Source organism: Paracoccus sp. NSM (genome assembly GCF_052379855.1).
Classification (GTDB): Bacteria; Pseudomonadota; Alphaproteobacteria; order Rhodobacterales; family Rhodobacteraceae; genus Paracoccus.
Genome location: NZ_JBQTCG010000007.1, coordinates 1 through 26,893 on the forward strand (window position 1 = coordinate 1; position 26,893 = coordinate 26,893).

At 68.3% G+C, this 26,893-nt stretch carries 27 protein-coding genes; 15 read left to right on the plus strand and 12 right to left on the minus strand.

Annotated elements, in window-relative coordinates:
- Nucleotides 1-158: 158 nt before the first annotated feature.
- From ACTZWU_RS11355 to leuC, 3 genes are read right to left on the minus strand one after another with little or no spacing between them, the layout of a single operon-like run.
- Nucleotides 159-1,178 carry an endonuclease/exonuclease/phosphatase family protein gene (locus ACTZWU_RS11355; RefSeq protein ID WP_444737477.1) on the minus strand — a complete coding sequence of 340 codons (1,020 nt, stop codon included), beginning with the start codon at nucleotides 1,176-1,178 and terminating at the stop codon, nucleotides 159-161.
- On the minus strand, nucleotides 1,169-1,774 hold the full coding sequence (gene leuD, locus ACTZWU_RS11360) for a 3-isopropylmalate dehydratase small subunit (protein ID WP_444737478.1): 606 nt from the start codon (nucleotides 1,772-1,774) through the stop codon (nucleotides 1,169-1,171). Before leuD ends, ACTZWU_RS11355 begins: the two co-directional genes overlap by 10 nt.
- 9 nt (nucleotides 1,775-1,783) lie before the next feature.
- The gene (gene leuC / locus ACTZWU_RS11365; RefSeq protein WP_444737479.1) at nucleotides 1,784-3,217 is read right to left on the minus strand and encodes a 3-isopropylmalate dehydratase large subunit; all 1,434 of its coding nucleotides are present in this window, start codon (nucleotides 3,215-3,217) and stop codon (nucleotides 1,784-1,786) included.
- 390 nt (nucleotides 3,218-3,607) lie between these two features.
- Between leuC and rsfS the strand changes: the two genes are divergently transcribed.
- The 6 genes from rsfS to ACTZWU_RS11395 all read left to right on the plus strand — a co-directional run bounded on the left by rsfS (nucleotide 3,608) and on the right by ACTZWU_RS11395 (nucleotide 9,230).
- Nucleotides 3,608-3,958, plus strand: a complete 351-nt coding sequence (rsfS, locus tag ACTZWU_RS11370) for a ribosome silencing factor (RefSeq protein ID WP_444737480.1) — start codon at nucleotides 3,608-3,610, stop codon at nucleotides 3,956-3,958.
- Between the two features lie 10 nt (nucleotides 3,959-3,968).
- Nucleotides 3,969-4,436, plus strand: a complete 468-nt coding sequence (rlmH, locus tag ACTZWU_RS11375; protein WP_444737481.1) for a 23S rRNA (pseudouridine(1915)-N(3))-methyltransferase RlmH — start codon at nucleotides 3,969-3,971, stop codon at nucleotides 4,434-4,436.
- A 150-nt stretch (nucleotides 4,437-4,586) separates the two neighbouring features.
- Nucleotides 4,587-6,101 carry a 2,3-bisphosphoglycerate-independent phosphoglycerate mutase gene (gene gpmI, locus ACTZWU_RS11380; RefSeq protein ID WP_444737482.1) on the plus strand — a complete coding sequence of 505 codons (1,515 nt, stop codon included), beginning with the start codon at nucleotides 4,587-4,589 and terminating at the stop codon, nucleotides 6,099-6,101.
- Between the two features lie 125 nt (nucleotides 6,102-6,226).
- Nucleotides 6,227-7,336 carry a murein hydrolase activator EnvC family protein gene (locus tag ACTZWU_RS11385; protein ID WP_444737599.1) on the plus strand — a complete coding sequence of 370 codons (1,110 nt, stop codon included), beginning with the start codon at nucleotides 6,227-6,229 and terminating at the stop codon, nucleotides 7,334-7,336.
- Between the two features lie 15 nt (nucleotides 7,337-7,351).
- Nucleotides 7,352-8,755 (plus strand): S41 family peptidase, encoded by a 1,404-nt coding sequence (locus ACTZWU_RS11390; protein WP_444737483.1) that lies wholly within the window; start codon nucleotides 7,352-7,354, stop codon nucleotides 8,753-8,755.
- Complete coding sequence (locus ACTZWU_RS11395; protein ID WP_444737484.1) at nucleotides 8,748-9,230, plus strand: RNA pyrophosphohydrolase; 483 nt, start codon at nucleotides 8,748-8,750, stop codon at nucleotides 9,228-9,230. Before ACTZWU_RS11390 ends, ACTZWU_RS11395 begins: the two co-directional genes overlap by 8 nt.
- On the opposite strand, the gene nagA is transcribed toward ACTZWU_RS11395, so the two are convergent.
- From nagA to ACTZWU_RS11415, 4 genes are read right to left on the minus strand one after another with little or no spacing between them, the layout of a single operon-like run.
- Nucleotides 9,188-10,348 carry an N-acetylglucosamine-6-phosphate deacetylase gene (gene nagA / locus ACTZWU_RS11400; protein WP_444737485.1) on the minus strand — a complete coding sequence of 387 codons (1,161 nt, stop codon included), beginning with the start codon at nucleotides 10,346-10,348 and terminating at the stop codon, nucleotides 9,188-9,190. The genes ACTZWU_RS11395 and nagA overlap by 43 nt on opposite strands.
- The gene (locus ACTZWU_RS11405; RefSeq protein ID WP_444737486.1) at nucleotides 10,348-11,373 is read right to left on the minus strand and encodes an SIS domain-containing protein; all 1,026 of its coding nucleotides are present in this window, start codon (nucleotides 11,371-11,373) and stop codon (nucleotides 10,348-10,350) included. The genes nagA and ACTZWU_RS11405 overlap by 1 nt, the downstream gene beginning before the upstream one ends.
- A complete protein-coding gene (locus ACTZWU_RS11410) occupies nucleotides 11,373-12,140 on the minus strand; it encodes a GntR family transcriptional regulator (RefSeq protein WP_444737487.1) in 768 nt (255 codons plus the stop codon). Before ACTZWU_RS11410 ends, ACTZWU_RS11405 begins: the two co-directional genes overlap by 1 nt.
- The gene (locus tag ACTZWU_RS11415; protein WP_444737488.1) at nucleotides 12,137-12,982 is read right to left on the minus strand and encodes a BadF/BadG/BcrA/BcrD ATPase family protein; all 846 of its coding nucleotides are present in this window, start codon (nucleotides 12,980-12,982) and stop codon (nucleotides 12,137-12,139) included. The genes ACTZWU_RS11410 and ACTZWU_RS11415 overlap by 4 nt, the downstream gene beginning before the upstream one ends.
- Before the next feature lie 155 nt (nucleotides 12,983-13,137).
- Between ACTZWU_RS11415 and ACTZWU_RS11420 the strand changes: the two genes are divergently transcribed.
- The 6 genes from ACTZWU_RS11420 (at nucleotide 13,138) to ACTZWU_RS11445 (ending at nucleotide 19,236) form a co-directional block, all read left to right on the plus strand.
- On the plus strand, nucleotides 13,138-14,025 hold the full coding sequence (locus ACTZWU_RS11420; protein WP_444737489.1) for an N-acetylmuramic acid 6-phosphate etherase: 888 nt from the start codon (nucleotides 13,138-13,140) through the stop codon (nucleotides 14,023-14,025).
- A 50-nt stretch (nucleotides 14,026-14,075) separates the two neighbouring features.
- Nucleotides 14,076-15,335 carry an ABC transporter substrate-binding protein gene (locus tag ACTZWU_RS11425; protein ID WP_444737490.1) on the plus strand — a complete coding sequence of 420 codons (1,260 nt, stop codon included), beginning with the start codon at nucleotides 14,076-14,078 and terminating at the stop codon, nucleotides 15,333-15,335.
- An 82-nt stretch (nucleotides 15,336-15,417) separates the two neighbouring features.
- Nucleotides 15,418-16,335, plus strand: coding sequence for a carbohydrate ABC transporter permease (locus tag ACTZWU_RS11430; RefSeq protein ID WP_444737491.1), 918 nt, complete (start codon nucleotides 15,418-15,420; stop codon nucleotides 16,333-16,335).
- A gap of 9 nt (nucleotides 16,336-16,344) precedes the next feature.
- Nucleotides 16,345-17,184 (plus strand): carbohydrate ABC transporter permease, encoded by an 840-nt coding sequence (locus ACTZWU_RS11435; protein ID WP_304617642.1) that lies wholly within the window; start codon nucleotides 16,345-16,347, stop codon nucleotides 17,182-17,184.
- The gene (locus tag ACTZWU_RS11440; protein ID WP_444737492.1) at nucleotides 17,181-18,224 is read left to right on the plus strand and encodes a Gfo/Idh/MocA family protein; all 1,044 of its coding nucleotides are present in this window, start codon (nucleotides 17,181-17,183) and stop codon (nucleotides 18,222-18,224) included. The genes ACTZWU_RS11435 and ACTZWU_RS11440 overlap by 4 nt, the downstream gene beginning before the upstream one ends.
- A 10-nt stretch (nucleotides 18,225-18,234) precedes the next feature.
- On the plus strand, nucleotides 18,235-19,236 hold the full coding sequence (locus tag ACTZWU_RS11445) for an ABC transporter ATP-binding protein (RefSeq protein WP_444737493.1): 1,002 nt from the start codon (nucleotides 18,235-18,237) through the stop codon (nucleotides 19,234-19,236).
- A gap of 58 nt (nucleotides 19,237-19,294) precedes the next feature.
- Here ACTZWU_RS11445 and ACTZWU_RS11450 read toward each other — a convergent pair whose 3' ends face one another.
- Together ACTZWU_RS11450 and ACTZWU_RS11455 are read right to left on the minus strand one after the other, a co-directional pair.
- Nucleotides 19,295-20,554, minus strand: coding sequence for a lytic murein transglycosylase (locus tag ACTZWU_RS11450; protein WP_444737494.1), 1,260 nt, complete (start codon nucleotides 20,552-20,554; stop codon nucleotides 19,295-19,297).
- Nucleotides 20,555-20,677: 123 nt separating this feature from the next.
- Nucleotides 20,678-21,004, minus strand: a complete 327-nt coding sequence (locus tag ACTZWU_RS11455; RefSeq protein ID WP_444737495.1) for a hypothetical protein — start codon at nucleotides 21,002-21,004, stop codon at nucleotides 20,678-20,680.
- Between the two features lie 118 nt (nucleotides 21,005-21,122).
- Here ACTZWU_RS11455 and ACTZWU_RS11460 point away from each other — a divergent pair, with 118 nt between their 5' ends.
- Complete coding sequence (locus tag ACTZWU_RS11460) at nucleotides 21,123-21,593, plus strand: YbaK/EbsC family protein (protein WP_444737496.1); 471 nt, start codon at nucleotides 21,123-21,125, stop codon at nucleotides 21,591-21,593.
- Here the strand turns inward: ACTZWU_RS11460 and ACTZWU_RS11465 are convergent.
- On the minus strand, nucleotides 21,590-22,375 hold the full coding sequence (locus ACTZWU_RS11465; protein WP_444737497.1) for an alpha/beta hydrolase: 786 nt from the start codon (nucleotides 22,373-22,375) through the stop codon (nucleotides 21,590-21,592). The genes ACTZWU_RS11460 and ACTZWU_RS11465 overlap by 4 nt on opposite strands.
- Before the next feature lie 61 nt (nucleotides 22,376-22,436).
- Here ACTZWU_RS11465 and kynU point away from each other — a divergent pair, with 61 nt between their 5' ends.
- Nucleotides 22,437-23,624 carry a kynureninase gene (gene kynU, locus ACTZWU_RS11470; protein ID WP_444737498.1) on the plus strand — a complete coding sequence of 396 codons (1,188 nt, stop codon included), beginning with the start codon at nucleotides 22,437-22,439 and terminating at the stop codon, nucleotides 23,622-23,624.
- A 90-nt stretch (nucleotides 23,625-23,714) separates the two neighbouring features.
- Nucleotides 23,715-24,338 (plus strand): DsbA family protein, encoded by a 624-nt coding sequence (locus ACTZWU_RS11475; protein WP_444737499.1) that lies wholly within the window; start codon nucleotides 23,715-23,717, stop codon nucleotides 24,336-24,338.
- 12 nt (nucleotides 24,339-24,350) lie between these two features.
- On the opposite strand, the gene ACTZWU_RS11480 is transcribed toward ACTZWU_RS11475, so the two are convergent.
- A complete protein-coding gene (locus ACTZWU_RS11480) occupies nucleotides 24,351-26,147 on the minus strand; it encodes an aminopeptidase P family protein (RefSeq protein WP_444737500.1) in 1,797 nt (598 codons plus the stop codon).
- Complete coding sequence (locus ACTZWU_RS11485) at nucleotides 26,144-26,836, minus strand: metal-dependent hydrolase (protein ID WP_444737501.1); 693 nt, start codon at nucleotides 26,834-26,836, stop codon at nucleotides 26,144-26,146. Before ACTZWU_RS11485 ends, ACTZWU_RS11480 begins: the two co-directional genes overlap by 4 nt.
- Between the last annotated feature and the right edge of the window lie 57 nt (nucleotides 26,837-26,893).

Genomic DNA, 26,893 nt, shown 5'->3' on the forward strand with positions numbered 1-26,893 from the left:
ATTACCAGATCCGACCCGGGTTTTGCGAGATCGGCGTCTTTCTCTGGTCCGCAGCGTGGATGGGCGCAGGCCAACAGGGGCGGCGGGCCCGAGGGGGCAACGTGATCCGTGGCCGCAATGGCAGCGCCGCTGCGCTGCCGACATTCCCGCGAAAGACGCTATTCCAGTGGCAGGCGAAGGTCGGCCCGGACCAGTTTGCGGTGGGATGCGAGCGTCACGGCCTCGGCCAGGGGATCGTCGGCTGTGGGCCAGAGCACTGCCGCTCCGGTCACGGTCAGAGACCGCGACGGCAGGATGTAATCGAGGCGCAGATTGCCGGGCGCACGCGCATATTCCGCCGTATCCAGCGCCGGGTCGCCGCGGTGATCCGTGTTCGGGCCGGTCTGAGGGGGCTGCCAGGCGCCGCGGGGTTGCGGGTCCTGCACGACCTCCAGCAGCGCATTCAGCGCGGCCGGATCGCCGTCACCGTCCAGCGGGTCCAGATTGAGATTGCCCATGATGACAAAGGGCGCGTTCGGCAGGCGGTGCAGCCAGAAGGCGACCTCGTCATGGTTGCGGGCCGCATTGCGCGGCTCGAAGGCCGGAGGCGTCGCGGCGAAGGCCAGCACATGCAGCGGCCCTTGCGGCGTGGCCAGGGCCACGTCCCAATGTGCGGTCGAGGACAGGCGCCGAACATCGGCATGGGCGCTGTCGGGCATCCGGTGGCCGGGCAGGTCCCGCCAGAGCGTCGCGCTGTGGTCGGTGACGCTGGCAATGGGCAGGCGCGACAGGATCGCCATGCCGGACTGGCCGGGGAAGCTGCCATAGCCCTGCGCGTCGCGCGGCCCGCCAAGGCGGCCGTCGCCGTTTAGATCGACGCCGCTGTCCATGCCCGAATTGGGCTGGCTGGCATGGCTGTGGGGCATCGCATGGCCCTGTTCCGCCAGCAGCGCCGCAAAGGCCGCCAGTGCGCGTCCCTCGAGATCCCAGTCGAAGCCGGTCAGCAGGATCGCGTCGGGCGCGGTCGCGGCGATCACCTGCGCGGCGGCCAGGACCTGCGGATCACGGTCCATGATGTCGCGCAACAAAAGCCCCGGCCCGTCGCGCGACAGACCGGGGTTCCATGTGGCAAGGCGCAGATCCTTGGCGCTGGCAGGCAGGGCCAGCGCCAGAAGGATCGCGGCAAGCCTCAGACCCAAGGGCGGGCCTGGGCCATCTGCGTCTCGTAGCTGTCGATCGAGGGGGCTTTCTCCATCGTCAGCCCGATATCGTCCAGCCCGTTCAGCAGGCAATGCTTGCGGAAGGGGTCGATCTCGAAGGACCAGCTGCGCCCGTCCGAGGCGGTGACGGTCTGCGCCTCAAGATCGACGGTCTGGCGGGCATTCGCGCCGTTTCGGGCATCTTCCATCAGCGCGTCCACGGCGTCTTGCGGCAGGACCACCGGAAGGATGCCGTTCTTGAAGCAGTTGTTGAAGAAGATGTCGGCGAAGCTGGTCGAGATCACGCAGCGGATGCCGAAATCCAGCAGCGCCCAGGGCGCGTGTTCGCGCGACGAGCCGCAGCCGAAATTGTCGCCCGCGATCAGGATCTGCGCGTCACGATAGGCCGGCTGGTTCAGGACGAAATCGGGGATCTCGCGGCCCTCGCGGTCATAGCGCAGTTCGTCGAACAGGTTGACGCCAAGGCCCGAGCGCTTGATCGTCTTGAGGAACTGCTTGGGGATGATCATGTCCGTGTCGATATTGACCAGCGGCATGGGCGCGGCGATCCCGGTGAGGGTGGTGAACTTGTCCATGATCTGTCCTTACGCGGGCTGGGCGGCGAATTCGCGGATATCGACCAGACGACCGGCCACGCCCGCCGCCGCGGCCATGGCCGGGCTCATCAGATGGGTGCGGCCCTTGTAGCCCTGACGCCCCTCGAAATTGCGGTTCGAGGTCGCGGCGCAGCGCTCGCCCGGCGCAAGCTGGTCCGGGTTCATGCCGAGGCACATGGAACAGCCCGCCAGGCGCCATTCGAAGCCCGCATCTTTGAAGATCTGGTCCAGCCCCTCTTCCTCGGCCTGCGCGCGCACGAGGCCCGAGCCTGGCACGACCATGCCGCGCACGCCCTCGGCCAGATGGCGACCCCGCAGCACGTCGGCGGCTGCGCGCAGATCCTCGATCCGGCCATTGGTGCAAGAGCCGATGAAGACCGCGTCAATGGCGATCTCGGTCAGGGGGGTGCCTGCGATCAGGCCCATGTAGTCCAGCGACCGGCGCGCGGCCTCGACCTTGCCGCCGGTGAAGTCCTCGGGGGCGGGGACCCGGGCGGTTATGGGCAGCGCATCCTCGGGCGAGGTGCCCCAGGTCACGGTCGGGGCGATATCCTCGCCGCGCAGGGTCACGACCTTGTCGAAATGCGCGCCCTCATCCGAGAAGAGCGTTTTCCACCAGGCCAGCGCGGCCTCCCATTGGGCGCCTTTCGGGGCATGGGGGCGGCCCTTCACATAGGCAAAGGTCGTCTCGTCCGGGGCGATCAGGCCGGCGCGGGCGCCGCCCTCGATGGCCATGTTGCAGATCGTCATGCGGCCTTCCATCGAGAGGTTGCGGATCACCTCGCCGCAATATTCGATGACATGGCCGGTGCCGCCTGCGGTGCCGGTCTCGGCGATGATGGCCAGCACCACGTCCTTGGCGGTGACGCCGGGGGCGAGGCGGCCGGTGATCTCGACCTTCATGTTCTTCGACTTGCCCTGGATCAGCGTCTGGGTAGCCAGCACGTGTTCGACCTCGGATGTGCCGATGCCATGGGCCAGCGCGCCAAAGGCGCCGTGGGTCGCGGTGTGGCTGTCGCCGCAGACCACCGTCATGCCGGGCAGGGTCCAGCCCTGTTCGGGGCCGACGATATGGACGATGCCCTGACGGATGTCGTTCACCGGATAGTAGACCACGCCGAATTCGCGGGCATTGCGGTCCAGCGCATCGACCTGGATGCGCGATTCCTCGTTGTCGATGCCCTTTTCGCGGTCCCAGGTGGTGGGGACGTTGTGATCGGGCACGGCGATGGTGCGTTCGGGGGCGCGGACCTTGCGGCCGGTCATGCGCAGACCCTCGAAGGCCTGCGGGCTGGTCACTTCATGGACCAGATGTCGGTCGATATAGAGAAGGCAGGTGCCGTCCTCTTGCCGGTCCACCACGTGGGCGTCCCAGATCTTGTCGTAAAGCGTGCGCGGCGCTGCGGCTGCGGGAATGGTCATGGCTGATGTCTTTCGGCTGTGATGCAGGAATGGGGGCAGGGCCGGGCAAATGCCCGCGCGCCGTCAGCCCCGCGCCGTCACGCAGAGCGTTTCGCCATAGAATCGCTGCGGCAGGCGCGCGCGGTCATGAATGTCGAAATAACGCATCATGGGCCGACCTTAGGGCGTGCCGTGGCGTCTGGCAAGGCCGCTGAGGGGCCCGTTTCCGCCTGCGGGGCGCGAATCCGGCCCGCCAGAGATTGAGATGGCCCGAAAAGATGCTATCTTTGAGCCATCCCTGCGCCGGGGCCTTCGGCGCGATGACCGGAGGATGAAACCCTGTCACAAGACGTCCCGTCGGCCCAAGGGCCGGCCAAGACCACCGCCAATCCGGCCTCGGGAGAGGATCGGATGCTGTCGCTCGTTCTGACGTCGCTGGATGACGACAAGGCCGAGGATGTGATCAGCATCGACCTGCGCGGCCGTTCCGCCATCGCCGACCATATGGTGATCGCCTCGGGCCGCAGTTCGCGCCAGGTCGCCGCCATCGCCGAGAAGCTGGCCGAGCGCGTCAAGCAGGCCACCGGCCGCAGCCCCCGGATCGAGGGCAAGGATGCCGGCGACTGGGTGCTGATCGACACCGATGACGTGGTCGTGCATGTCTTCCGCCCCGAGGTCCGCGAGTTCTACCAGCTGGAAAAGATGTGGCTGCCCGCAGACGCCCTGACCCGGCTGCGCGACACCGACCGCCCGGCGCCCTGACGGCGCCGGAATGCGGATCGACCTTGCCGCCGTCGGGCGGCTGAAGAAAGGCCCCGAGGCCGCGCTGGTCGAGGATTACCTGACGCGCTTTGCCCGCACGGGCCGCGCGCTTGGCCTGCCCCCCGTCACCCTGCACGAGGTCGAGGCGCGCGCCGGAGGCGGCATGGCCGCCGAGGCCGAGCTACTGTCGCGCGCGGCCCCTGCCGGGGCGGCGCTGGTGATGCTGGACGAGCGGGGCGATCTGCCCGACTCGCCCGGTTTCGCGGCGCGGCTGGCCGCCTGGCGCGACGAGGCGCGCGATGTCTGCTTCATCATCGGCGGCGCGGACGGAATCGACCCTTCGCTGCGCGCGCGGGCCGATTGGCAGATCAGTCTGGGTCGCATGGTCTGGCCGCACATGCTGGTGCGCGTCATGCTGGCCGAGCAGCTTTATCGCGCCGCCACGATCCTGGCCGGTTCGCCCTATCACCGGGTCTAGGGGCCGTGGGCGGGCAGGGGGGCGCTCGCGCCCCCCGTCGCGTGCCGCGACTCCCCCCTGAGGATATTTGGACCAAGGCAAAGCGGGCTGTCGCTTGGTTGCCGCCGGGCGGGCGGGCGCGTAGAAGAGGGAAAACTCGGCGAGGCAGAGATGAGCAAACCCGTTATCCTGTGCATTCTCGATGGCTGGGGCCTGTCGGACCGGCCCGAGCAGAGCGCGCCCGACCGCGCGGCGACGCCCTGTTACGACCGGCTGATGCGAGATTGTCCGCATGCCAGTCTGATCACCTATGGCCCGGATGTCGGCCTGCCGCGCGGGCAGATGGGCAATTCCGAGGTGGGGCACACGAATATCGGCGCGGGCCGGGTGGTCGCCATGGATCTGGGCGCCATCGATCTGGCGATCGAGGAGGGCAGTTTCGCGCAGAACGAGGCATTGATCGCCTTTGTCGCGCGGCTGCGCGAGACCGGCGGCACGGCGCATCTGATGGGCGTCGTGTCGGATGGTGGCGTGCATGGGCATCTTTCTCACGTGCTTGCCGCCGCGCGGGCCGTGGCCGGGGCCGGTGTGCCGGTCGTGGTCCATGCCGTGACCGATGGGCGGGACGTGCCGCCCTCATCGGCGGATCGGTTCATAGCCGCGCTGGAGGCGGGCCTGCCTCCGGGCGCGCGGATCGGCTCCGTGATCGGGCGCTATTACGCGATGGACCGCGACAACCGGTGGGAGCGTGTGCAGCGCGCCTTTGACGCCATGGTCGCGGGCCGGGGCGAGGATGCTGCCAGTGCCTCGGACGCAGTGGCCGCTGCATGGGCGCGGGGCGAGACCGACGAGTTCATCGCGCCTTTCGTCATCGACGGCTATAATGGCGCGCAGGATGGCGACGGGTTTTTCTGCCTGAACTTCCGTGCTGACCGCGCGCGCGAGATCCTGTCGGCCATCGGCGATCCCGGTTTCGATGCCTTTGACGTTTCGGTCCGGCCGGAATGGGCCGCGCTTTTGGGGATGGTCGATTACAGCGCGCGTCACGACACCTTCATGCAGGCCGCCTATCCCAAGCGGCAGGTGGTGAACACCCTGGGGGCCTGGGTCGCTTCGAAGGGGTTGCGGCAGTTCCGGCTGGCCGAGACCGAGAAATATCCGCATGTGACCTTTTTCCTCAATGGCGGGAAGGAGGCGCCAGAGCCGGGCGAGGATCGTTACATGCCCTCCAGCCCCAAGGTCGCGACCTATGATCTGGCGCCCGAGATGGCCGCCGCAGAGGTGACCGAGAAACTGGTCGAGGTGATCGGCCAAGGCTACGACCTGATCGTGGTGAATTATGCCAATCCCGACATGGTGGGCCATACCGGCAGTCTGGACGCCGCCGCCCGCGCCTGCGAGGCCGTGGACCGGGGTCTTGCTGCGATGACGCGCGCGCTTGAAGCGGTCGGCGGTGCCGCGCTGATCTGCGCCGACCACGGGAATTGCGAGCAGATGATCGACCCCGAGACCGGCGGCGCGCATACCGCGCATACGCTGAACCCGGTGCCGGTGATCCTGTTCGGCGGCCCGAAGGGCGCGCGGCTGCGCGACGGGCGGCTGGCCGATCTGGCGCCGACCGTCCTGCAGTTGATGGGTCTGGACCAGCCTGCCGAGATGACCGGCACCAGTCTGATCGTCGCATGAGCCGCGCGCTTGGCCTTGTGCTGGCCGTGCTGTTGGCGGGTTCCGCCGCCGCGCAGGATGTGGTCGAGGACATCACCGGTCCGGGCCTTGTCACGGGCGGCCCCGAGCTGGCCGAAAGCGCGCTGATGACGCCCGCCGGGCGCGCCGTGGCCGATGCCGAGGCGGCGGCCGCGCTGTTGCGCGCGGCGCTTGGGCAATTGTCCGAGGCGGTCGCGGCCGATGATCAGGTCGTTGCCCTGACCGAGGTGATCCGCGCCTACGAGCTGGGCCTTGCCGCCCTGCGCGACGGGTTGCGGCAGGCCCACGCGCGCGAGCTGGAACTGCGCGACCGTTTCGAGGCCCAGAGCGCGCAGCTGTCACGCGTGCTGGGGGCCATGACCGCATTGCAGCAAAGCCCCGAGACGACGATGCTGCTGCACCCGGCGGGGGCGCTGTCGAATGCGCGCTCGGGGATGATCCTGTCCGATGTCACACCGGGTCTGCGCGCCCAGGCCGAGGCCCTGCAGGCCGATCTGGACGAGATTGCGACCGTGCGCGCGCTGCAGGCCAATGCCTCGGCGATGCTGGGCAACGGGCTGGCCTCGGTCCAGGAGGCGCGTCGGCTTCTGGCCAGCGCGGCGGGCGACCGCAGTTCGATGCCGATGCGTTATGCCGAGGACCCCGAGGAATTGCAGGCGCTGCGGGATGCGGCGTCCTCGCTTGACGATTTCGCGCAGGGGATCGCGCGGATGGAAAAGGATGTCGGCCCGCCGATGGAGGATTTCGAGGGCGCGCAGGGCAGCCTGCGCCTGCCCGTGGTCGGCACCGTGCTGCGGCCCTACAACGAACCCGATGCCGCCGGCGTGCGCCGTCCCGGATGGGTGATCGCCACCGCCCCCGCCGCCTTGGTCCAGACGCCCTGGCCTGCGACAATTCGCTATCGCGGCCCGTTTCTGGATTACGGCAATGTGATGATCGCCGAGCCTGCGCGCGGCTATCTTATGATTTTTGCGGGCCTCTCGCAGGTGTTCGGAGAGGTCGGCGATGTGCTTGCGGCGGGTGATCCCGTCGGGTTGATGGGCGGCGCCGAGGCTCCGGCGCAGGAATTCGGCGCGCGCTTCGTCGCCGATGCCGCCAGCGGTGGCACGGCGGGCCGCCCCGAAACGCTGTATCTGGAACTGCGCCGTGGCAATGAAACTCTGGACCCGGCAGAGTGGTTCGTGCTGAATCCCTTTGTCGAGCCGCAACAGGACTGAGGCAGAAAGGCCGTCATGAGACATTATCTGATCGCAGGTATCGGGGGCGTGCTGGCCGGGGCGCTGGTCACGACCCAGATCGCGGGGCCCCTGGTCGCGCAAGAGGCGGGGCGCAATGTCTCGGTCTATGAGCAGCTTGAACTGTTCGGCAACATCTTCGAACGAATCCGCACCGACTACGTCGAGGCGCCCGACGACAAGGCCCTGATCGAGGCCGCGATCAACGGGATGCTGACCTCGCTGGACCCGCATTCAGGCTTTCTGTCGGCGGATGCCTATTCCGACATGCGCACGCAGACGCGCGGCAGTTTCGGCGGGCTGGGGATCGAGGTCAGCCAGGAAGAGGGGATGGTCCGCGTCGTCTCGCCCATCGACGACACGCCCGCCGCGCAGGCCGGGGTTCAGGCGGGCGACTTCATCACCCATGTGGACGGCGAATCGCTTTTGGGCCTGACGCTGGATCAGGCCGTGGAGATGATGCGCGGCCCGGTCGGGTCGGAAATCACCATCACCATCCTGCGCCAGGGCGAGACCGAGCCGTTCGACCTGACCATGACGCGCGACACGATCAAGCTGACCGTCGTCCGTTCGCGGGTCGAGGGGAACGCGGTGATCCTGCGCGTCTCGACCTTCAACGACGAGACTTACGACACCCTGCGCACGGAACTGGAAAAGGCCGTCGAGGAAGCGGGCGGCATCGACCGCGTGACCGGCTTCGTGCTGGATCTGCGCAACAATCCCGGCGGGCTGCTCAATCAGGCGATCAGCGTCTCCGACGCGTTCCTCGACGCCGGAGAGATCGTCAGCACGCGCGGCCGCGACTCTGATCAGAGCGAACGCTGGAACGCCGAACCGGGCGATCTGGCCGAGGGCAAGCCGATGGTCGTGCTGATCAATGGCGGCTCGGCCAGCGCCTCGGAAATCGTGACCGGTGCGTTGCAGGATCACCGCCGCGCCATCGTCGTGGGCGAAAAATCCTTTGGCAAGGGCAGTGTCCAGACGGTGATGCCGGTGACAGCGGACAGCGCGATCCGGTTGACCACGGCGCGCTATTACACGCCTGCGGGCCGGTCGATCCAGGCGATGGGCATCCAGCCCGACATCCTGGTCGCACAGCCCCGCCGCAACCCCGAGGTCGAGGACGAGGAAGCGCGCAGCAACAGCAGCTTCTCGCGGTCCGAGGCGGAGCTGCGCGGCGCGCTTGGCAACGAGGTCAGCGACGACCAGCGCGAGCTGATGGAACGCGAAGCCGCCGAACTGGCCGCCACCGCGGCCCTGCGCGAAGAGGATTACCAGCTGGCCTATGCGGTCGATATCCTCAAAGGGCTGTCTGCGGTGAACTTCCGCGCCGATCAGGTGCCCGCCGCTGTGACCCCCGCCGCCACCGGCGAAGGCGCGGGTTCGTCCAGCAATGGCTGATACGGGTCCGGGCGGTCTGCCCTATCGTCCCTGCGCGGGGGTGGTGCTGCTGAACGATCGGGGGCTGGTCTTTGCGGGCCAGCGCCTTGACATGCCGGGCGCGTGGCAGATGCCGCAGGGCGGGATCGACAAGGGCGAGACCCCGCGCGAGGCCGCCTTGCGCGAGTTGACCGAGGAAACCGGCGTCCCTGCCGATCTGGTCGAGGTGCTGGCCGAGACGCCCGGCTGGGTCACATACGACCTGCCCCCCGACATGGTGGGCCGCGTCTGGAAGGGTCGCTATGGCGGGCAACGCCAGAAATGGCTGTGCCTGCGTTTCCTTGGCCGCGATCAGGATATCCGCATCGACACCGACCATCCCGAATTCGACCGCTGGCAATGGATGGGGGCAGACGATTTGCTGGCGAGCATCGTCCCCTTCAAGCGCGCCGTCTATGCCGAGGTGCTGGACGCCTTCCGCGACTGGGTGCGCTGATCCCCGTCCGGCCATAGGCGCGCCGTCGTCAGGTCGTGATCCAGCAGGGTCAGGTCGGCCCTGAGGCCGGGGCGCAGGATGCCCAGATCGCCCGGCCGTCCAAGCACGCGCGCCGGTTCGCTGGTGGCCATCGCAAGGGCGCGGGCCAGCCCGGCCTCGGGCAGGGCGGCGATGCGGCGCACCGCCTGGGCCAGCGTCAGATCGGCCCCCGCCAGCGTGCCATCAGCCAGCGTCAGGCGCCCGTCATGGCGCAGGATGCGCCGCCCGCCCAGATCCATCTGCGTAAGGTCCGTCCCGGCGAAGGCCATGCAGTCGGTGATCAGAAACAGGCCCTGCGGTCTGGCGCGCAGCGCGATCCGCATCATCGCCGGATGCACATGGATGCCGTCGGCGATCAGCCCGGCATGGGCCTCGCCCGACAGGACCGCGCTGACCAGACCGGGCTGGCGGTGATCCATCTGGCTCATGGCGTTGAACAGATGCGTGGCGCAGGTCGCGCCTGCGGCAAAGGCCTGCTCGGCCTGATCCAGTGCGCAATCGCTGTGGCCAAGGCTGACCACCGCGCCCGCGGCGCGCAGGGCGGCGATCTGGTCGGGGCGCGCGGCCTCGGGCGCCAGCGTCACCATCAAGGACGGCAGATGCCGCGCGGCGGTGCAGAGGCGGTCCAGATCGGCGTCGCCCATCGGCCGGATCAGGGCCGCGTCATGGGCCCCCTTGCGGCGCGGGTCCAGATGCGGACCTTCCAGATGCAGGCCCAGAAAGCCCGGCACCTGCTGGCGGGCGGCCTCGATCCCGGCCTCGATCACCCGGGCGGTCGCGTCGGGCGTGTCGGTGATCAGCGTGGGCAGGATGCCCGCCGTGCCCAGCCTGCGATGGGCCTGACAGATCGCCCGCAGCGCCGCCACGTCGGTCGCGCCATCGACCATCAGCCCGCCGCCGCCATTGGCCTGCAGGTCCAGAAAGCCCGGCGCGATGATCCCCTCGACCCGTTCGGTCGGAGGACCGGCCTCGGTCTCGGGCAGGATCGCGGCAACCGCGCCGTCCTCGATCACCAGCGCGGCGTTGTCGTGCAGCGTGGTCCCGTCGAAGATGCGCGCCGCCGCAAGGATGTGCCGCATCAGATGGTCTCCGTCACCTTGCGAAGATGGGGCGGCGTGTCGGGGTCAAAGCCGCGACGGCGGGCCAGTTGCTCGACAAAGGCGTAGTAGCTGGCGATCAGCACCAGAGGCGCGACAAGCGGATGCAGCCCCGCGACCGAGGGCAGACGCGTGGCGCCGCGCGCCTCGGCGCCGGTCAGGAACACGTCGGCGCCTTGTGCGGCCATCCGCTCGGCGGTTTCCACCACCTGCGGCAGCGCCGCGTCCTCGACGCCCAGAACCAGAACCGGGAACTGCGCCTGAACGATGGCGGCGGGGCCGTGCAGCACCTCGGCGGCGCTGTAGGCCTCGGCGTGAATGCCCGAGGTTTCCTTCATCTTCAGCGAGGCCTCGGCCGCGATCGCACAGCCCGGCCCGCGCCCCAGAACAAAGGCCTGTGCCGCGCGCGTCAGCCGTGCCGACAGGGGCGACCAGTCCAGCGCCACCGCTTGCGCCAGCGCCCGCGGCAGGTCCGCGACCGCGCGGCGCAGGTCGTCATCCTGACGCCATTCCGCCAGCAGGGCCAGCCCGGCCAGCACCGAGTTCACAAAGGTCTTGGTGGCCGCCACGCTTTTCTCTTCGCCGGCGGCAAGGGCCAGGCAATGCGCGGACGCCTCGGCCATGGGGCTGTCGGCGTGGTTGGTGATGGCGATGGACAGCGCGCCGCCCTTGCCTGCCGCGCGCATCATCTCGACGATGTCCGGGCTGCGGCCCGATTGCGAAATCCCGATGCAGGCGGCGTTTTCCAGCCGCAGCGGGCGGCGATAGATCGAGGCGATGGAGGGCCCGAGCGAGGCAACCGGGATACCGGCCTGCAATTCGATCGCATACTTCAGGTAGCTTGCCGCATGGTCGGACGATCCGCGCGCGACGGTCGCGACCAGCGCGGGGTCGCGGTCGCGCAGGGCGGCGGCGGTCCGGGCAAGGGCATCGCGCGAGCGGTCCAGAAAACGTGCGGCGGCCTCAGGGATTTCGGCCACTTCGCGGGCCATGTGGCTTTGGGTCATCACGATGTCCTTTCCGCCTCGGGGGCGAGTTTCAGCTCGACGGCGAAGTCATAGGCATCGCCGCGATAGACCGAGCGTGTGAATTCGACGACCTGCCCCGAAGGCAGGTAGGACAGCCTCTCGATCCGCAAACCGGCGACGCCCGTGCCGACGCCCAGCAATTCGGCGTCCTTCGGGCCCAGATTGGCGGCCGAAATGCGCTGGACGGCGCGCACCGGCAGCGTGCCGCGCGACAGCAGCAGCGCGTAAAGCGAGGCCTCGACCGATTCCGGGTCGGGCAGCAGGTGCGCGGGCAGCGAGGCGCGCTCGATCGCCAGCGGCACGCCGTCGGCGCTGCGGACACGTTCCAGCCGCGCCACGCTGTCATCGGCGCCAAGGCCAAGGGCCATGATCTCTTCGGGCGAGGGGGTGTGCAGCGCGCGCGCCAGCCAGCGGCTTTCGACCTGCTTGCCGCGCCGCTGCATGTCCTCGGTGAACGAGGTCAGCCGCGACAGCGCCTGTTCCAGACGCTCGACCCTGGGCGCCACGAAAGTGCCTGATCCGCGTTTCTGGATCAGCTGGCCCGATGCGACCAGCGCCTCGACCCCCTTGCGGACGGTCACGCGCGACAGGCCCGTCATCGCCGCCATCTCGCGTTCCGAGGGCAGGCTGTCGCCGGCCTTCAGCTCGCCCGCCGCGATGGCCTCGGCAATGCGGCGGTGCAGTTGCAGGTAAAGCGGCCCCGCATTCGTGTCGGCAAAGGCTTCGGGACTGAACAGGTCGCTCATGGCTCGGCCTCCCATTGCAGGGCCATGGCCAACGCGCCGCTCACGGAGTCGCCCAAGGCCGGACGCAGCGGCCAGCGATCGGCCAGCCGCGCGGCGTAATGCGGCCCCAGCCCGCCGGTCAGGACCACGGGCAGCCGGTCGCCCTGTTGCAGGGCGATGATCGAGGCATCCAGCTCATCCACCGCCGCGTCGAAGACCTTGCGCGCAGCCGGGTCGTCTAATGCGACGATGCGCGGGGCCAGACGCGCGAAGTCGCCGGGGCTGGCTGTGTTGCCGAAGCCGATGATTCCCTCGATCCCGTCGAATTCCTCCAAAATCTGCGCCAGCAGCGGCGACATCGGGTGGAACCCGTCCGCCGCCCGCATGGCCAGCGCCAGAAGGCTGCGCCCCAGAACCGCGCCGCTGCCCTCGTCGCCCATCAGAAAGCCGCGCCCGCCGACCTGGCGCAGCGCACCGCCGCGCTGGACGGCAAAGACCGATCCGGTCCCCATCGCCGCGAGGATACCGTCATCCGGGCCAAGCGCGCCGCGCGCGGCGGTGATCCCGTCATTCACGACCCGCAGCCGCGCAAAGGGCAGCATCGCCCCCAGCCGGGATGCGGCAGCGCGCATGCTGCCGCCCGCAAGGCCCAGAACGGCGGTCAGTTCAGCAGGGGTGGCGCCGGTCCCCGACCGGGTCAGCGCCTCGGCGGTGGCTTCCATGATGCTGGCGGCGGCAAGGTCGATATCGGTGTTGATATTGGCCGGCCCGCCCGCGCCGTGCCCCAGGATGCGCCCGGACGGATCGGCCAGAACCGCGCGGCAACCCGTCCCCCCGCCATCGATTCCCAGAAACAGCGCCATGTGGCCTCCTTGTTTGCGGCAAGATACCAAAACAATACCAAACAGCAAGAGCCAAAGCGAAAAGCCCTGAATTTCTAGTTAATATGGGGCCTATCAGCAAGCCTCTTTACAAGTGGTATTGTTTTGGCATTATCTTGTCCACAGAGGAGAATCAGATGACGAAACCCCTGTCCGGCACGGAACGCCGCCACCCCGCTTCGGAGGACTTGCACCTGCTGGACCCAAAGCAGGCGATGGCGCTGCTGCTGAGTGCACAGCGTACGGCGCTGGCCGCGATCGAGGCCGCGATCCCCGATCTGGTGCGTGCCGCCGCGGCGGGGGTCCGGGCGCTGCGCGATGGCGGGCGGATGGGCTATGCCGGGGCGGGCAGTTCCGGGCTGATGGCTTTGGCCGATTGCCTGGAACTGCCCGGCACGTTCGGCCTGTCGCCCGACCGCACGCCGATGCTGTTTGCGGGCGGGTCGGACGCGCTGCTGCGGATGCATGGTCATGTCGAGGATGATACCGCCCTTGCGCTGGCCGATCTGGAAAGGGCGGGCCTTGGGGCGGGTGATGCGATCATGGTCGTGTCGGCCTCGGGGACGACGCCCTATGCGCTGGCCGTGGCGCAGGGCGCGCGGGCGCGGGGCGTGACCGTCACGGGGATCGCGAATGTGCCGGGCTCGGCACTGCTGCGCGATTCCGACATCGCCGTGCTGCTTGAGACCGGGCCGGAAATGGTCGCGGGCTCGACCCGGATGGGGGCTGCGACGGCGCAGAAGGTGGCGCTGAACATGGTCTCGGTGCTGGTCGGTATCGGGCTGGGCCATGTCCATGCCGGACAGATGGTCAACCTGATCGCCGACAACGCCAAGCTGGTCGAGCGTGCAGTGCGCATCGTCACCGATCTGGCCGACGTCCCCGAGCCTGAGGCCCGCGACGCGCTTGCCCGCACGGATGGCGCGGTCAAGCCGGCGATCCTTGTCGCGCGGGGCGCCGATCCGGAGACCGCGCGCACGGCCTTGCAGCGCAGCGGCGGCCATCTGGGCCCGCTGATGGGCTGACACGACATAACCAAGGGATCATCAAGATCCCGCAACAGGGAGCGACGACAATGACAGGAACACTTCGCATGGGCCTCTTGGCCAGCACCATGCTGACAGGGGCGGCAGCTGCGCAGGATGTCACGCTGACCATCGAAAGTTGGCGCAATGACGACCTGCTGATCTGGCAGCAGCAGATCATCCCCGCCTTCGAGGCGGCCCATCCCGGCATCAAGCTGCGCTTCGCGCCCACCGCGCCCGCCGAATACAACGCGGTGCTGAATTCCAAGCTGGATGCGGGCTCGGCGGGCGATCTGATCACCTGCCGCCCCTTCGACGCCTCGCTGGAATTGTTCAACAAGGGGCATCTGGCGGATCTGACCGACCTGGACTCGATGGCCAATTTCTCGGACGTGGCGAAATCGGCCTGGCAGACGGATGACGGTGCCTCGACCTTCTGCGTGCCGATGGCCTCGGTCATCCACGGCTTCATCTACAACAAGACCGCGTTCGAGGAAATGGGCCTGACGCCCCCCGCCACGAATGACGAATTCTACGCCCTTCTGGACGCGATCAAGGAGGATGGCAGCTATATCCCGATGGCCATGGGCACCGCCGACCAGTGGGAGGCCGCCACGATGGGCTACCAGAACATCGGCCCGACCTATTGGCGCGGCGAGGAAGGCCGCCGGGCGCTGATCGCGGGCGAGGCCAGCCTGACCGACGAGGAGTGGGTCGAGCCCTTCCGCCAGCTGGCCCGCTGGCGCGACTATCTGGGCGACGGCTTCGAGGCGCAGACCTATCCCGACAGCCAGAACCTGTTCACTCTGGGCCGCGCGGCGATCTATCCCGCCGGCAGCTGGGAGATCGGCGTCTTTACGCCCCAGATCGCGGGCGATTTCGAGATGGGCGCCTTCCCGCCGCCGGTCGCGGCCTCGGGCGATACCTGTTATATCAGCGACCATACCGATATCGCGCTTGGCCTGAACGCGGCCTCGCCCAATGCGGATGCGGCGCGCACCTTCCTGGAATGGGTCGGCTCGGCCGAATTCGCCACGCTTTACGCGAATGCGCTGCCGGGGTTCTTCTCGCTCAATTCCAGCCCGGTCGAGATGCAGGACCCGCTGGCGCAGGAATTCGTCAGCTGGCGCGAGACCTGCGAGCCGACGATCCGCTCGACCTATCAGATCCTGTCGCGCGGCACGCCGAACCTGGAAAACGAGACCTGGAACGCCAGCGCCAACGTCATCACCGGCGCCGAGACGCCCGAGGATGCCGCCGCCCGCCTGCAACAGGGCCTGGCCAGCTGGTTCGAGCCGCAGCAGAACTGACGCAAGGACGGGCCCGACGGCCCGCCACCGCCGAGGGGGCGCCCCGCCCCCCGGCACCTTTCCCACGGTGACGAGGTAAGCCATGGCGACGCGAAAGCCGTTCCGCTGGCATGTCGGGGTGTTTCTGGCACCCGCCCTGCTGGTCTACAGCGCGATCATGATCCTGCCGCTGATCGGCACGCTGAACCTGTCGCTGTTCAATCTGGAACAGGGCCAGAGGGTCTTTGTCGGGTTGCGAAACTTCGCCACGCTGTTCGGCGATCCGCGCTGGTCGGACGCGTTCTGGAACGCGCTTGGCAACAATGCCTGGTTCTTTCTGGTCCATATGCTGGTCCAGAACCCCATCGGCATCCTGCTGGCCGCACTGCTGTCATCGCCGCGCCTGCGGATGGCGGCCTTCTATCGCACCGCGATCTTCATTCCGACGATCCTGTCCTTTGTCGTGGTGGGCTTTGTCTGGAAGCTGATCCTGTCGCCCATCTGGGGCATCGCGCCCGGAATGCTGGACGCGGTCGGGCTGAAATCGCTGTTCGCCCCTTGGCTGGGCCGCGAGGGGACGGCGCTGACCACGCTGGCGCTGATCTCGGTCTGGCAATTCGTGGGCATCCCGATGATGCTGATCTATGCCGCGCTGCTGTCCATCCCCGACGAGGTGATCGAGGCCGCCGAGATGGACGGCGTCACCGGCTGGTCTCAGTTCTGGAAGATCAAGCTGCCGCTGATCCTGCCCTCGATCGGGATCATCTCGATCCTGACCTTCGTGGGCAATTTCAACGCCTTCGATCTGATCTATGTCAGTCAGGGCGCGCTGGCGGGGCCGAACTTCTCGACCGATATCCTGGGGACGTTCCTCTACCGCACCTTCTTCGGGTTCCAGCTGCAACTGGGCGATCCGCATATGGGCGCCACCATCGCCACGGCCATGTTCGGCATCATCCTGGTGGGGGTCTGCATCTATCTGTTCACCATCCAGACGCGGCTGCGCCGCTATCAGTTCTAGGGGCCGGCCATGAGCATCGCACGCCATTCGACCAGCCGCAGCCTTGCCGCCCATGCGGTCCTGATCCTCTATACGCTGATCGCGCTGTTCCCGGTCTTCGTGATCGTGGTCAACAGCTTCAAGTCACGCCGCGCGATCTTCGCCGAGCCGCTGGCCCTGCCCAGGGCAGAGACCTTCGATTTGGTCGGCTACCGGACGGTGCTGCAACAGGGCGATTTCCTGCTGTATTTCCAGAACTCGATGATCGTGACGCTGGCCAGCCTGTTCTTCGTGCTGCTGTTCGGCGCGATGGCGGCCTTCGCGCTGTCGGAATACCGCTTTCGCGGCAACAGCCTGATGGGGCTGTATCTGGCGCTTGGCATCATGATCCCGATCCGGCTGGGGACGGTGGCGATCCTTCAGATGATGGTCGCCTCGGGTCTGGTCAACACGCTGACCGCGCTGATCCTGGTCTATACCGCGCAGGGCCTGCCGCTGGCGGTGTTCATCCTGTCCGAGTTCATGCGGAACGTTTCCGACGATCTGAAGAATGCGGGGCGGATCGACGGGCTGTCGGAATACACGATCTTTTTCCGGCTGGTCCTGCCGCTGGTGCGTCCGGCGATGGCCACGGTCGCGGTCTTTACCATGATCCCGATCTGGAACGACCTGTGGTTCCCGCTGATCCTCGCACCGTCAGAGGAGACCAAGACCCTGACCCTTGGGTCGCAATCCTTCATCGGGCAGTTCGTCACCGACTGGAACGCGGTTCTGGCCGCACTTGGGCTGGCGATCGTGCCGGTGCTGGTCCTCTACCTGATCTTCTCGCGCCAGCTCATCCGTGGCATCACCGCAGGAGCCGTCAAATGACCGCCCATGATCCCGCTCCGATCCGGACCCTTGTCGTCGGCCTTGGCAATATGGGCCTGTCCCATGCGCTGGCCTGCCATGCCGATCCGGCTTTCCAGATCGTGGGGCTGGTGAACCGCAGCGCGCCCGACCTGCCCGAGGCGCTGCGGGGCTATCCCTTCGGCCACGATTACGAACAGGCGCTGGAAAGCCTGCGCCCCGATCTGGTGATCGTCGCCACCTATTCCGACAGCCATGCCGATTACGCCATCGCGGCGATGCAGGCGGGCGCGCATGTCTTCGTCGAAAAGCCGCTGGCCACCACGCTTGCGGATGCGCGCCGGGTCGTCGATTGCGCGCAGGCGACAGGTCGCAAGCTGGTCGTGGGCTACATCCTGCGCCACCATCCCAGCTGGCAGCGCCTGATCGCCGAGGCCCGCGCCCTTGGGGGCCCCTATGTGTTCCGCCTGAACCTGAACCAGCAATCCTCCGGCCCGACATGGGCCGTCCACAAGGCGCTGATGCAGACGACCTCGCCCATCGTGGATTGTGGCGTGCATTACGTCGATGTGATGTGCCAGATCACCGACGCTGCCCCCGTCGAGGTGCGCGGCATGGGCCTGCGCCTGTCCGACGAGATCCCGGAGGACATGTACAATTACGGCCATTTCCAGGTGCTGTTCGCCGATGGATCGGTCGGCTGGTACGAGGCGGGCTGGGGTCCGATGATGTCGGACACGGCGTTCTTCGTGAAGGATGTGGTCAGCCCGCGCGGCGCGGTCTCGATCCGGATGCCGGGGGATGCGCGCTCGGACGATATCGACGCGCATACCCGCACCTCGACCCTGCGCATCCACCGCGTGGGCGCGGGCGACGAGGATCTGGACATGAGCGACGAGCCCGGCCACCAGCAATTATGCGACCGCCAGCAGGCCTTCATGGCCCGCGCGATCACCGAGGATCTCGACCTGACCCGGCACATGACCGACGCGCTGCGTTCGCTGGCCGTCTGCCTGGCGGCGGATGAAAGCGTGCGGACCGGCGCCGCCGTCACCCTTTGAAGGAGGCCCCATGGGAGCCCTGACCCTGACCCAAGTGACCAAATCCTTCGGCACGACCGATGTCATCAAGGGCGTCGATCTGGCCGTCGAGGATGGCGAGTTCTGCGTCTTCGTCGGCCCTTCAGGCTGCGGGAAATCGACGCTTTTGCGGATGATCGCGGGGCTGGAGGATGTCAGCGCGGGCGAGGTCGCCATCGACGGGGTCCGCGTCAACGGCGTGGCGCCCGCCAAGCGCGAGATCGCGATGGTGTTCCAGTCCTACGCGCTTTATCCGCACCTGACCGTGCGCGACAATATGGGGCTGGCGCTGAAACAGGCGGGCAAGTCGCGCGCCGAGATCCGCGCCGCGACCGACAAGGCGGCCGCGATGCTGGAACTGGGCGCGCTGATGGACCGGAGGCCTGCGGAATTGTCGGGCGGCCAGCGCCAGCGCGTGGCCATCGGTCGGGCGGTCGTGCGGACGCCCAAGCTGTTCCTGTTCGACGAGCCCCTGTCCAACCTCGACGCCGCCCTGCGCGTCGCCACCCGGATCGAGATCGCGCGCCTGCACCGCGACCTTGGCGCCACGATGATCTACGTCACCCATGACCAGGTCGAGGCGATGACGCTGGCCGACAAGATCGTGGTGCTGAATGCGGGCCGCGTGGCGCAGATCGGCGCGCCGATGGACCTCTATAACGACCCCGACAACGTCTTTGTCGCGGGCTTCATCGGCAGCCCCAAGATGAATTTCCTCAAGGCCGGGCCTCTGGGCCTGCGGTCGGATATTCTGGGCATCCGGCCCGAACATCTTGCGATCTCGACCACGGGCGGGCAGATCGAAGGCCGCATCAGCCATGTCGAGAAACTGGGCGGCGAGACGCTGGTCTATGTGACGACACCCGCCGATGGCCTGCTGACGGTGCGGCTGTTCGGCGAACATGACCACGCGCCCGACAGCACGGTCTGGCTGACCCCCGACGCGACCCGCGCGCTGCATTTCCACGAGAACGGCCAGCGGATGCGCGACTGAGGCGCAAAACGCGAAAAGGCGCCCTTGTGGGGCGCCTTTCCGTTTCGTGCCGCAGGCCTCAGCGGCGAAGCTGATCCAGCAGGATCGAGGTCGGATAGCCGTCCGGCGTGACCCCGATCGAACGCTGAAAGGCCGACACGGCCTCCATCGTGACCGAGCCGAACAGGCCGTCGATCTCGCCCTGATAGAAGCCGCGCTGCGCCAGACGGCGCTGGATTTCCTCGCGCTCGGACGTGGACAGGGGGCGGTCGCTGCGTGGCCAGGACCCCTGGATGCCCGGACGGCCCGCGATGCGTTCCGCCAGGAACGACACGCCAAGCGCGTAATTGTCCGAGTTGTTGTAGCGCAGGATCGACCGGAAGTTGTCGCCGATCAGGAAGGCCGGGCCGCGCGCGCCAGCCGGCATGATGATCGAGCCGTTGACATTGGGCAGCGCGCCCCCGCCGATCCGCCGCACGCCCTGCGCCGACCAGTCCGAGGCCGAACGCCGCGTGCTCTTGCCGATGAGACTCATGTTGAAATTCGCGGGCAGCTGCACCTCGGCGCCCCAGGGCTGGCCCGGAACCCAGCCGTTGCGGCGCAGGTAATTCGCCGTCGAGGCCAGCGAGTCCGTCGGATCCTCGGACCAGATGTCGCGGCGGCCGTCGCCGTTGAAATCAACCGCATATTCCAGATACGAGGTCGGCATGAACTGCGTATGGCCCATGGCACCCGCCCAGCTGCCCAGCATGTTCTCGGGCGCGGTGTCGCCGGCCTGAAGGATCCGCAGCGCGGCGATCAGCTGGTTCTGGAACATCTCGCCCCGGCGGCCGTCATAGGCCAGCGTCGCCAGCGACGGGATGATCTGCATCCGGCCACGGTTCGCGCCGAAGTTCGATTCCATCCCCCAGACCGACAGCACGATCTCGCGCGGGACGCCGTAGCGGGCCTCGATCGCGGCCAGGCTGCGCGACAATTCGGCGTTCTTCTGGCGGCCCGTGGTGATGCGGTTATCCGAGACGGCGCTGTCCAGATACAGCCAGACCGGGCGCGTGAACTCGGCCTGACGGCGGTCCAGGCGGATCACCTCGGGGTTGTAGCGGGCCAGCTGCATCGCGCGGTCATAGGTGGCGGCCGAGATGCCCGAAGCCAGCGCGCGGGCGCGGAAGTTCTGGACGAAGCGCTGAAGCCCCGCCTGATCGCCAGCGGCTGCGGGCGGGATCGCGGCGGGCGTCACCGCGGCGGGCGCGGCGGCCACCGGGCTGCGCGAGACGGGGGCCGCGCAAGAGGCCAGAACGCCCACAATCGCGGTGGACAGGAAGATACGGGAAAGGATCATCTGGTTCGCCTGTTCGTGACTGCCGAGTTTCTTGATTGCGGCCAGCCTAGCCGAAAGGCCGTCCCTTGCCTAGCCAAGCCCGGGAAAGGGCGCGCCCCCGGCACCCTCACGAAGGCGTGAGGATCAGTGAGCCGTATCCTCGGGGCGGTCCCCGAACCAGGGCGTCATCTGCGCGATGATGACGGAATTCTCGTCCAGCGCGCGCTGCATCAGGGCGCGTTCTTCGTCGTCGATCTCGTGGCCCTCGGCCAGCCGTTCCTCAAGCGTGCCGTAGCCGGTCACGTCCAAAGGCGCCATCTCGGCCTGTTTAAGGATGGCGACGGTCTCGCGCACGGCCTCGGCCTCGTCCTTGCCTGGCGCGTAGCAGACCAGCCCGGCGCCCGTCGCGCCCTTGGGCAGGCCGTCGCCCTCGCGGCGGCCCAGTTCGATCACCAGCGTATAGACCTGCATCGCAATCTCCTTGGTTGGTGGCCCTGCCAACACCATGATGGCGCGTCGTGCAAGGGGCGGCTTGCCCAAGGCGCGCGGGACGGGTCAGATGCGCGCGAACCGGAACAGGGGGCAGGGGATGAGCAAGAGCCTTGCGCGCGTGCGCGCCGCATTGGAACAGGCAGGCGAGGCCGCGCGGATCATCGAGATGGCCGACAGCACCCGCACCGCCGTCGAGGCCGCGGCGGCGGCGGGCTGCCATGTGGATCAGATCGCCAAGTCGATCATCTTTCGCGGCGAGACCAGCGGCCATGTCGTCCTGTTCGTCACGGCGGGCGGGCGGCAGGTCGATCCGGCGCGCGCCTCGGCCCTGGCGGGCGAGGCATTAGGTCGCGCCGATGCCGCGCTGATCCGGGCCGAGACGGGCTTTGCCATCGGCGGCGTCGCGCCCCTTGGCCATCTGCGCCCGCCGCGTGCCTTCTTCGACCGGCATCTGCTGAGCTTCGGGCAGGTCTGGGCGGCGGCAGGCACGCCGCGCCACATCTTTGCCATCGCGCCCGACCGGCTGGCAGAGCTGGCCGGCGCGACGGTCGCGGATTTCACGGCCTAGGCCAGCAGGCGCCGCATCATCGGGCTGCCCGGATCGGCCAGCGCGTCCACCACATCGAAATGATGCCGCCCCGGATCGACCACGCATTCCGTCGCGGCCCCCATCCCGGCCCACAGATCGGCCAGCACCCGCGCCTGCCGCAGGAACTCGGGCCGTTCGGCCCCGCCGACCCAGACGGTGACGGGGATGCCCCCGCGCGGGGGCAGCAGGGCAGGGCTTTCGGCAAGGGTCTCGGGCAGGTCCAGCGCCAGCGTCGCGTTCATCGCGGTCCGCATCAGCGGGCGCAGATCCGACAGGGGCGAGATCGGCAGGCAGGCCGTCACCCGCGCCGCGACCGGGTCGGGCAGCACGCCGGGGCAGATCATGCGCGCGGCCAGATGCCCGCCCGCCGAATGGCCGCTGATGGCAATGGGGCCGGGGATCAGCGCCGCCGCCTCGGCGATGCTGGCGGCGACCTCGGCGGTCATCGCGGCGATGCGCGCCTTGGGCGCCAGCGGATAGGCGGGCATCAGACAGGCCCAGCCCCGCGCCAGCGCCCCCGCCGCCAGATGCGACCAGTCGCCGGGCGCAAAGCGCATCCAGTAGCCGCCATGGATAAAGACCATAAGCCCGCGCGCATCCCCTGCGGGCCGAAACAGGTGCCCGCCGCGCAGGGCCTGCGGCGGATGTGCGTCACGAAACGCGGCGGCTGCCGCCTGCCAGCGGGCCGGGTAGCCCTCACCCCCCGCGATATGGGCGGCGTTGGCATAGGCGTCGTCCCAGTCGGTGACGTGATAGAGCATCTTCTCTCCCTCTTTCGGGCAGCGAACCCCCCTGCTAGCGTGCCGTCAAGAGGAGACAGAGATGACCGATTTCACCCGTACCCGCCAAGCCTTTCACCTGCCGCAGGGCGTCACCTATCTGGACGGCAATTCCCTTGGCCCCATGCCCAAGGCCGCGACGGATCGCGTCGCGCGGATGATGGCCGACGAATGGTCGGAAATGCTGATCACCGGCTGGAACCGGGCGGGCTGGATGGACCAGCCGGGCCGGGTGGGCGACCGGATCGCGCGGCTGATCGGCGCCGGGCCGGGGCAGGTCGTGATGGGCGACACGCTGTCGGTCAAGGTGTTTCAGGCCGTCAGCGCCGCGCGCGCGCTGCGCCCCGACCGGCGGGTGATCCTGTCAGATAGCGGGAACTTCCCCTCGGATCTCTATGTGGCCGAGGGGCTGGCCCGCGCCGTCGGCGCCGAATTGCGCGTCGTCGCCCCCGAGGATGTCGAGGCCGCCATCACCCCCGATCTGGCCGTCCTGATGCTGACCGAGGTGGATTACCGCACCGGCCGCCGCCACGACATGGCCGCCCTGACCGCGCTGGCGCACAAGGCGGGCGCGCTGACGGTCTGGGATCTGGCCCATTCGGCGGGCGCGGTCGATGTGGACCTGCTGGGCGCGGATGCCGATTTCGCGGTGGGCTGCACCTACAAGTATCTGAACGGCGGGCCGGGCGCGCCCGCCTTCATCTGGACCCATCCGCGGCTTGAGGATCAGGCGCAGCCCATCCTGCAGGGATGGCTTGGCCATGCCGCCCCCTTTGCCTTTGATCTGGATTACCGCCCCGCGCCGGGCATCCAGCGGATGCGGGTCGGCACGCCGCCGGTCATCGCGCTGGCCGCGCTGGAGGCCGCGATGGATGTCTGGGATCAGGTGGACATGGCCGATCTGCGCGCCGCATCCATCGCGCTGAGCGAACGCTTCATCACGGGGGTCGAGGCGGAGTGTCCCGGCCTCAGCCTCAATTCGCCGCGCGATCCGGCCCGGCGCGGGTCGCAGGTGGGCTTCCGTCACCCCCAGGGATACGCCGTGATGCAGGCCCTGATCGCCCAGGGCGTGATCGGCGATTTCCGCGCGCCCGACGTGCTGCGCTTTGGCTTCGCGCCGCTTTACAACAGCGCCGAGGATGTCGACCACGCCGTCGCCGTGCTGGCCCGCATCCTGCGCGAGGGGTCGTGGGACCGGCCCGAATTCCACCGCAAGTCGGCCGTGACCTGACACCATCGTGACCCGTCCGGGGTCGTATCGGGATTTACGCATGTATGCCCGCCCGATACGCCAAGGGGACAGACCGCGAAAGGACAAGCCATGCCGACCCGCCGCAGCCTTCTGACCACCGCCAGCGCCGGGCTGGCGCTGTCGGCCCTGCCTGCGCGCGCCGAACGCGCCAATCCCATGCCCGAGGAAATCCGCCGCGTGCTGGAACGCGACGACACCTCGCCGGTTCTGGGCAATCCCGACGGCAACATCACGCTCAGCGAGTTCTTCGACTACAATTGCCCGCATTGCCGCACGATGATGCCCCGCATTCAGGCACTGATCGGCGAGGATCCGAACCTGCGCGTCGTGTTCCGCGAATGGCCGATCTTCGGGCCGGGGTCGGATTTCGCGGCGCGGGCCTCGCTGGCCTCGCTGTCGATGGGGCGCTACTGGCAGATGCATTCGCGCCTGCTGTCCACCCGCCAGCGGATCGAACGCCCTGTCGTGATGCGCGTCGCGCGCGAGATCGGGCTGGACGAGACCGCCCTCTTGGCCGAGATGGACAGCGACCGGGTCGAGCGGCACATCTCGATGACCTATCTTCTGGGCGACCATATGGGGCTGGCCGGAACGCCGACCTTCGTCTGCGGCGACGAGGCCGCCTTTGGCGCCCTGAGCATGGACGATCTGCGCGGGCTGGTCGCGCGGGGCCGCCAGACGCTTGGCGTCTAGCGGCACCCCAGTTTAAAGCGGCTCGGTCGCGGCAACCAGCCAGTCGCGTTCGGCCCCGTCCAGATCGCCCGCCAGCTCGATCCGCACGCGCATGTGGTAATCGTCCAGCCATGCCCGTTCCTCGGGCGCCAGCGCGGCCCGGTCGATCAGGCGGCGGTCGATCGGGCAGAGGGTCAGCGTCTCGAAACCCAGCATGGCGCGACCGGGTTCGGCATCGGCCTCGGTCACGACGACCAGATTCTCGATCCGGATGCCAAAGCTGCCCTCGCGGTAATAGCCCGGCTCGTTCGACAGGATCATGCCGGGTTGCAGAGGCATGTCGCTGGCGCGGCTGATCCGGGCGGGGCCTTCATGGACGCACAGCGCCGCGCCGACGCCGTGACCGGTGCCGTGGTCGAAATCCATCCCCTGCGACCACAGGAATTGCCGCGCCAGCGCGTCCAGATGCGCGCCGCCCACGCCACGCGGAAACCGCGCCCGGCTGAGCGCGATCATCCCGCGCAGGACAGCGGTGAAGGGCGCCACCGCGTCGGCCCGCGCCTGCCCAAGCGCCAGCGTGCGGGTGATGTCGGTCGTCCCGTCGGCATATTGCCCGCCCGAATCCACCAGCAGCAGATCGCCCGGCACCAGACGGCGATTGGTCGCCTCGGTCACGCGGTAATGGACGATGGCGCCGTTCGGCCCCGCGCCCATGATCGTGTCGAAGCTGATATCCAGAATCCCGGCCTCGCGGCGCAGATCTTCGAGGCGGCGCACCACGTCGATCTCGGTCAGCGCGGCGTGGTCCTGCGCGTCCAGCCAGGCCAGAAAGCGCACCATCGCCAGCCCGTCGCGGCGATGGGCGGCGCGCATCCCGGCCAGTTCGGCGGCGTTCTTCACGGCCTTGGGCAGGATCGCCGGATCGGGGCCGCGCGCGATGGCCGTGCCCGCGGCTTCCAGAATGCGGAACGCGGCTTCGGGCGCGCTGCCGGGGTCCAGACGGACCGGGCCTTCCAGATCGGTCAGCGCGGCGGCCAGCCCCTCGGGCGGCAGGATCGAGACCTCGTTGCCCAGATGCGCGCGCAGGCTGTCGTCTAACTTGCCGGCGTCCGCGAACAGCGCGACATGGCCATCATCGGACAGGACCGCGAAGCCTTGCACCACCGGATTGCGCGGCAGGTCGCTGCCCCGGATGTTAAGCAGCCACGAGATGGAATCGGGCAGGTTCATCAGCGCCGAGGCATGGCCCGCAGCCTTCAACTCGGCCGCCAGCCGCGCGCGCTTCTGCGCGGCGCTTTCGCCCGCCAAGTCGTCGGAATGGATGCGCGCCGCCCCGACCGGAGGCGCCGGACGATCCGGCCAGATCGCATCCACCGGGTTGTCGTCCAGCGCGATTAGCGCGATCCCGGTGCCGTGCAGGGCCTTTTCCAGCCCCTGAATATCGCGGCGGGTGTGCAGCCAGGGGTCGAAACCCACCCGGCCCCCCTGCGGCAGCGCCTCGCGCAGCCAGTCCGAGGGGCAGGTCTCGGGCCAGTTCACCGGCGCGAAATGGCGCAGGTCGATCTGGTCGCGCACCTGCACGCGGTAGCGCCCGTCGATGAACACACCGGCGCCTTCGGTCGTCACGACGGCAAAGCCCGCGCTGCCGGTGAAGCCCGTCAGCCAGGCCAGCCGCGCATCGGCGTCGGCAACATATTCACCCTGATGCGCGTCGGCACGCGGCACGATCACCGCGTCGAGCCCGCGCGCCGCCATCTCGGTCCTCAGGGCCTCCAGACGTGCGGCGTGATCGCCCCCGCCCGCCGGATCGTCGAAGCGCTGGAAGCTCACAGCGTGATCGCCTTCATCACTTCGGGCTCGATCACGGTGACGCCGGGCAGGCCGTCGATCAGCGCCTGCGCGGATTGCTCCAGCAGGGGGAAGGTCTTGTAATGGCAGGGGATCACCGTCTTGAAGTTGAAGTAGCGCCGCGCCGCATAGGCCGCCCGCGCCATGTCCATGGTGAAATGCCCGCCCGCCGACAGGATGCCGATATCGGGCTTGTGCAGGTCCCCCATCCATTCCATGTCGGCCATGATGTCGGTATCGCCCGAGACATAGATCACATGGCCTTCGCCCGCGATCATGTAGCCCGATTCATGGCCCGCATAGATCGGCCCGTCCGGCCCGCCAAGCGAACTGGAATGGCTGGCATTGACCATCGTGACCTGGGCGCCGCCCAGATCGACCGTGCCGCCCTTGTTGAAGCCGATGCCGCTGATCCCCTCGGCCGATTCCCAATGGCTGATCAGATCGTAGATGCCGACGACAGGCACGCCCAGTTCGCGCGCGAGCGCCAGCGTGTCGCCGGTATGGTCGCCATGACCATGGGTGATCAGGATATGGGTCGCGCCCGCGACGGCCTCGTCCCGCGCCTCGGCGGGAAAAAGCGGGTTTCCGGTGAACCACGGGTCGATCAGGATCACCGCATTCTCGATTTCCAGACGAAAGCCGGAATGGCCAAGCCAGGTCAGTTTCATCAGATCCTCCTTCGCGCTTTGCGGCAGGTTAGCCGCGCTTGCAGGCCCTGACCAGAA

Excerpts from the sequence above, each read along its gene's own strand:
- ACTZWU_RS11440 (WP_444737492.1), top strand. The coding sequence starts at position 17,181 with ATGACCGCCCATGATCCCGCTCCGATCCGGACCCTTGTCGTCGGCCTT.
- ACTZWU_RS11455 (WP_444737495.1), bottom strand. The coding sequence starts at position 21,004 with ATGCAGGTCTATACGCTGGTGATCGAACTGGGCCGCCGCGAGGGCGAC.
- ACTZWU_RS11405 (WP_444737486.1), bottom strand. The coding sequence starts at position 11,373 with ATGACCCAAAGCCACATGGCCCGCGAAGTGGCCGAAATCCCTGAGGCC.
- kynU (WP_444737498.1), top strand. The coding sequence starts at position 22,437 with ATGACCGATTTCACCCGTACCCGCCAAGCCTTTCACCTGCCGCAGGGC.
- ACTZWU_RS11465 (WP_444737497.1), bottom strand. The coding sequence starts at position 22,375 with ATGCTCTATCACGTCACCGACTGGGACGACGCCTATGCCAACGCCGCC.
- ACTZWU_RS11415 (WP_444737488.1), bottom strand. The coding sequence starts at position 12,982 with ATGGCGCTGTTTCTGGGAATCGATGGCGGGGGGACGGGTTGCCGCGCG.
- leuD (WP_444737478.1), bottom strand. The coding sequence starts at position 1,774 with ATGGACAAGTTCACCACCCTCACCGGGATCGCCGCGCCCATGCCGCTG.
- ACTZWU_RS11390 (WP_444737483.1), top strand. The coding sequence starts at position 7,352 with ATGAGACATTATCTGATCGCAGGTATCGGGGGCGTGCTGGCCGGGGCG.
- rlmH (WP_444737481.1), top strand. The coding sequence starts at position 3,969 with ATGCGGATCGACCTTGCCGCCGTCGGGCGGCTGAAGAAAGGCCCCGAG.
- ACTZWU_RS11475 (WP_444737499.1), top strand. The coding sequence starts at position 23,715 with ATGCCGACCCGCCGCAGCCTTCTGACCACCGCCAGCGCCGGGCTGGCG.
- ACTZWU_RS11450 (WP_444737494.1), bottom strand. The coding sequence starts at position 20,554 with ATGATCCTTTCCCGTATCTTCCTGTCCACCGCGATTGTGGGCGTTCTG.
- ACTZWU_RS11395 (WP_444737484.1), top strand. The coding sequence starts at position 8,748 with ATGGCTGATACGGGTCCGGGCGGTCTGCCCTATCGTCCCTGCGCGGGG.
- gpmI (WP_444737482.1), top strand. The coding sequence starts at position 4,587 with ATGAGCAAACCCGTTATCCTGTGCATTCTCGATGGCTGGGGCCTGTCG.
- ACTZWU_RS11460 (WP_444737496.1), top strand. The coding sequence starts at position 21,123 with ATGAGCAAGAGCCTTGCGCGCGTGCGCGCCGCATTGGAACAGGCAGGC.
- rsfS (WP_444737480.1), top strand. The coding sequence starts at position 3,608 with ATGCTGTCGCTCGTTCTGACGTCGCTGGATGACGACAAGGCCGAGGAT.
- ACTZWU_RS11385 (WP_444737599.1), top strand. The coding sequence starts at position 6,227 with ATGACGCCCGCCGGGCGCGCCGTGGCCGATGCCGAGGCGGCGGCCGCG.
- ACTZWU_RS11445 (WP_444737493.1), top strand. The coding sequence starts at position 18,235 with ATGGGAGCCCTGACCCTGACCCAAGTGACCAAATCCTTCGGCACGACC.
- ACTZWU_RS11425 (WP_444737490.1), top strand. The coding sequence starts at position 14,076 with ATGACAGGAACACTTCGCATGGGCCTCTTGGCCAGCACCATGCTGACA.
- leuC (WP_444737479.1), bottom strand. The coding sequence starts at position 3,217 with ATGACCATTCCCGCAGCCGCAGCGCCGCGCACGCTTTACGACAAGATC.
- ACTZWU_RS11420 (WP_444737489.1), top strand. The coding sequence starts at position 13,138 with ATGACGAAACCCCTGTCCGGCACGGAACGCCGCCACCCCGCTTCGGAG.
- ACTZWU_RS11435 (WP_304617642.1), top strand. The coding sequence starts at position 16,345 with ATGAGCATCGCACGCCATTCGACCAGCCGCAGCCTTGCCGCCCATGCG.
- ACTZWU_RS11430 (WP_444737491.1), top strand. The coding sequence starts at position 15,418 with ATGGCGACGCGAAAGCCGTTCCGCTGGCATGTCGGGGTGTTTCTGGCA.
- nagA (WP_444737485.1), bottom strand. The coding sequence starts at position 10,348 with ATGCGGCACATCCTTGCGGCGGCGCGCATCTTCGACGGGACCACGCTG.
- ACTZWU_RS11410 (WP_444737487.1), bottom strand. The coding sequence starts at position 12,140 with ATGAGCGACCTGTTCAGTCCCGAAGCCTTTGCCGACACGAATGCGGGG.
- ACTZWU_RS11485 (WP_444737501.1), bottom strand. The coding sequence starts at position 26,836 with ATGAAACTGACCTGGCTTGGCCATTCCGGCTTTCGTCTGGAAATCGAG.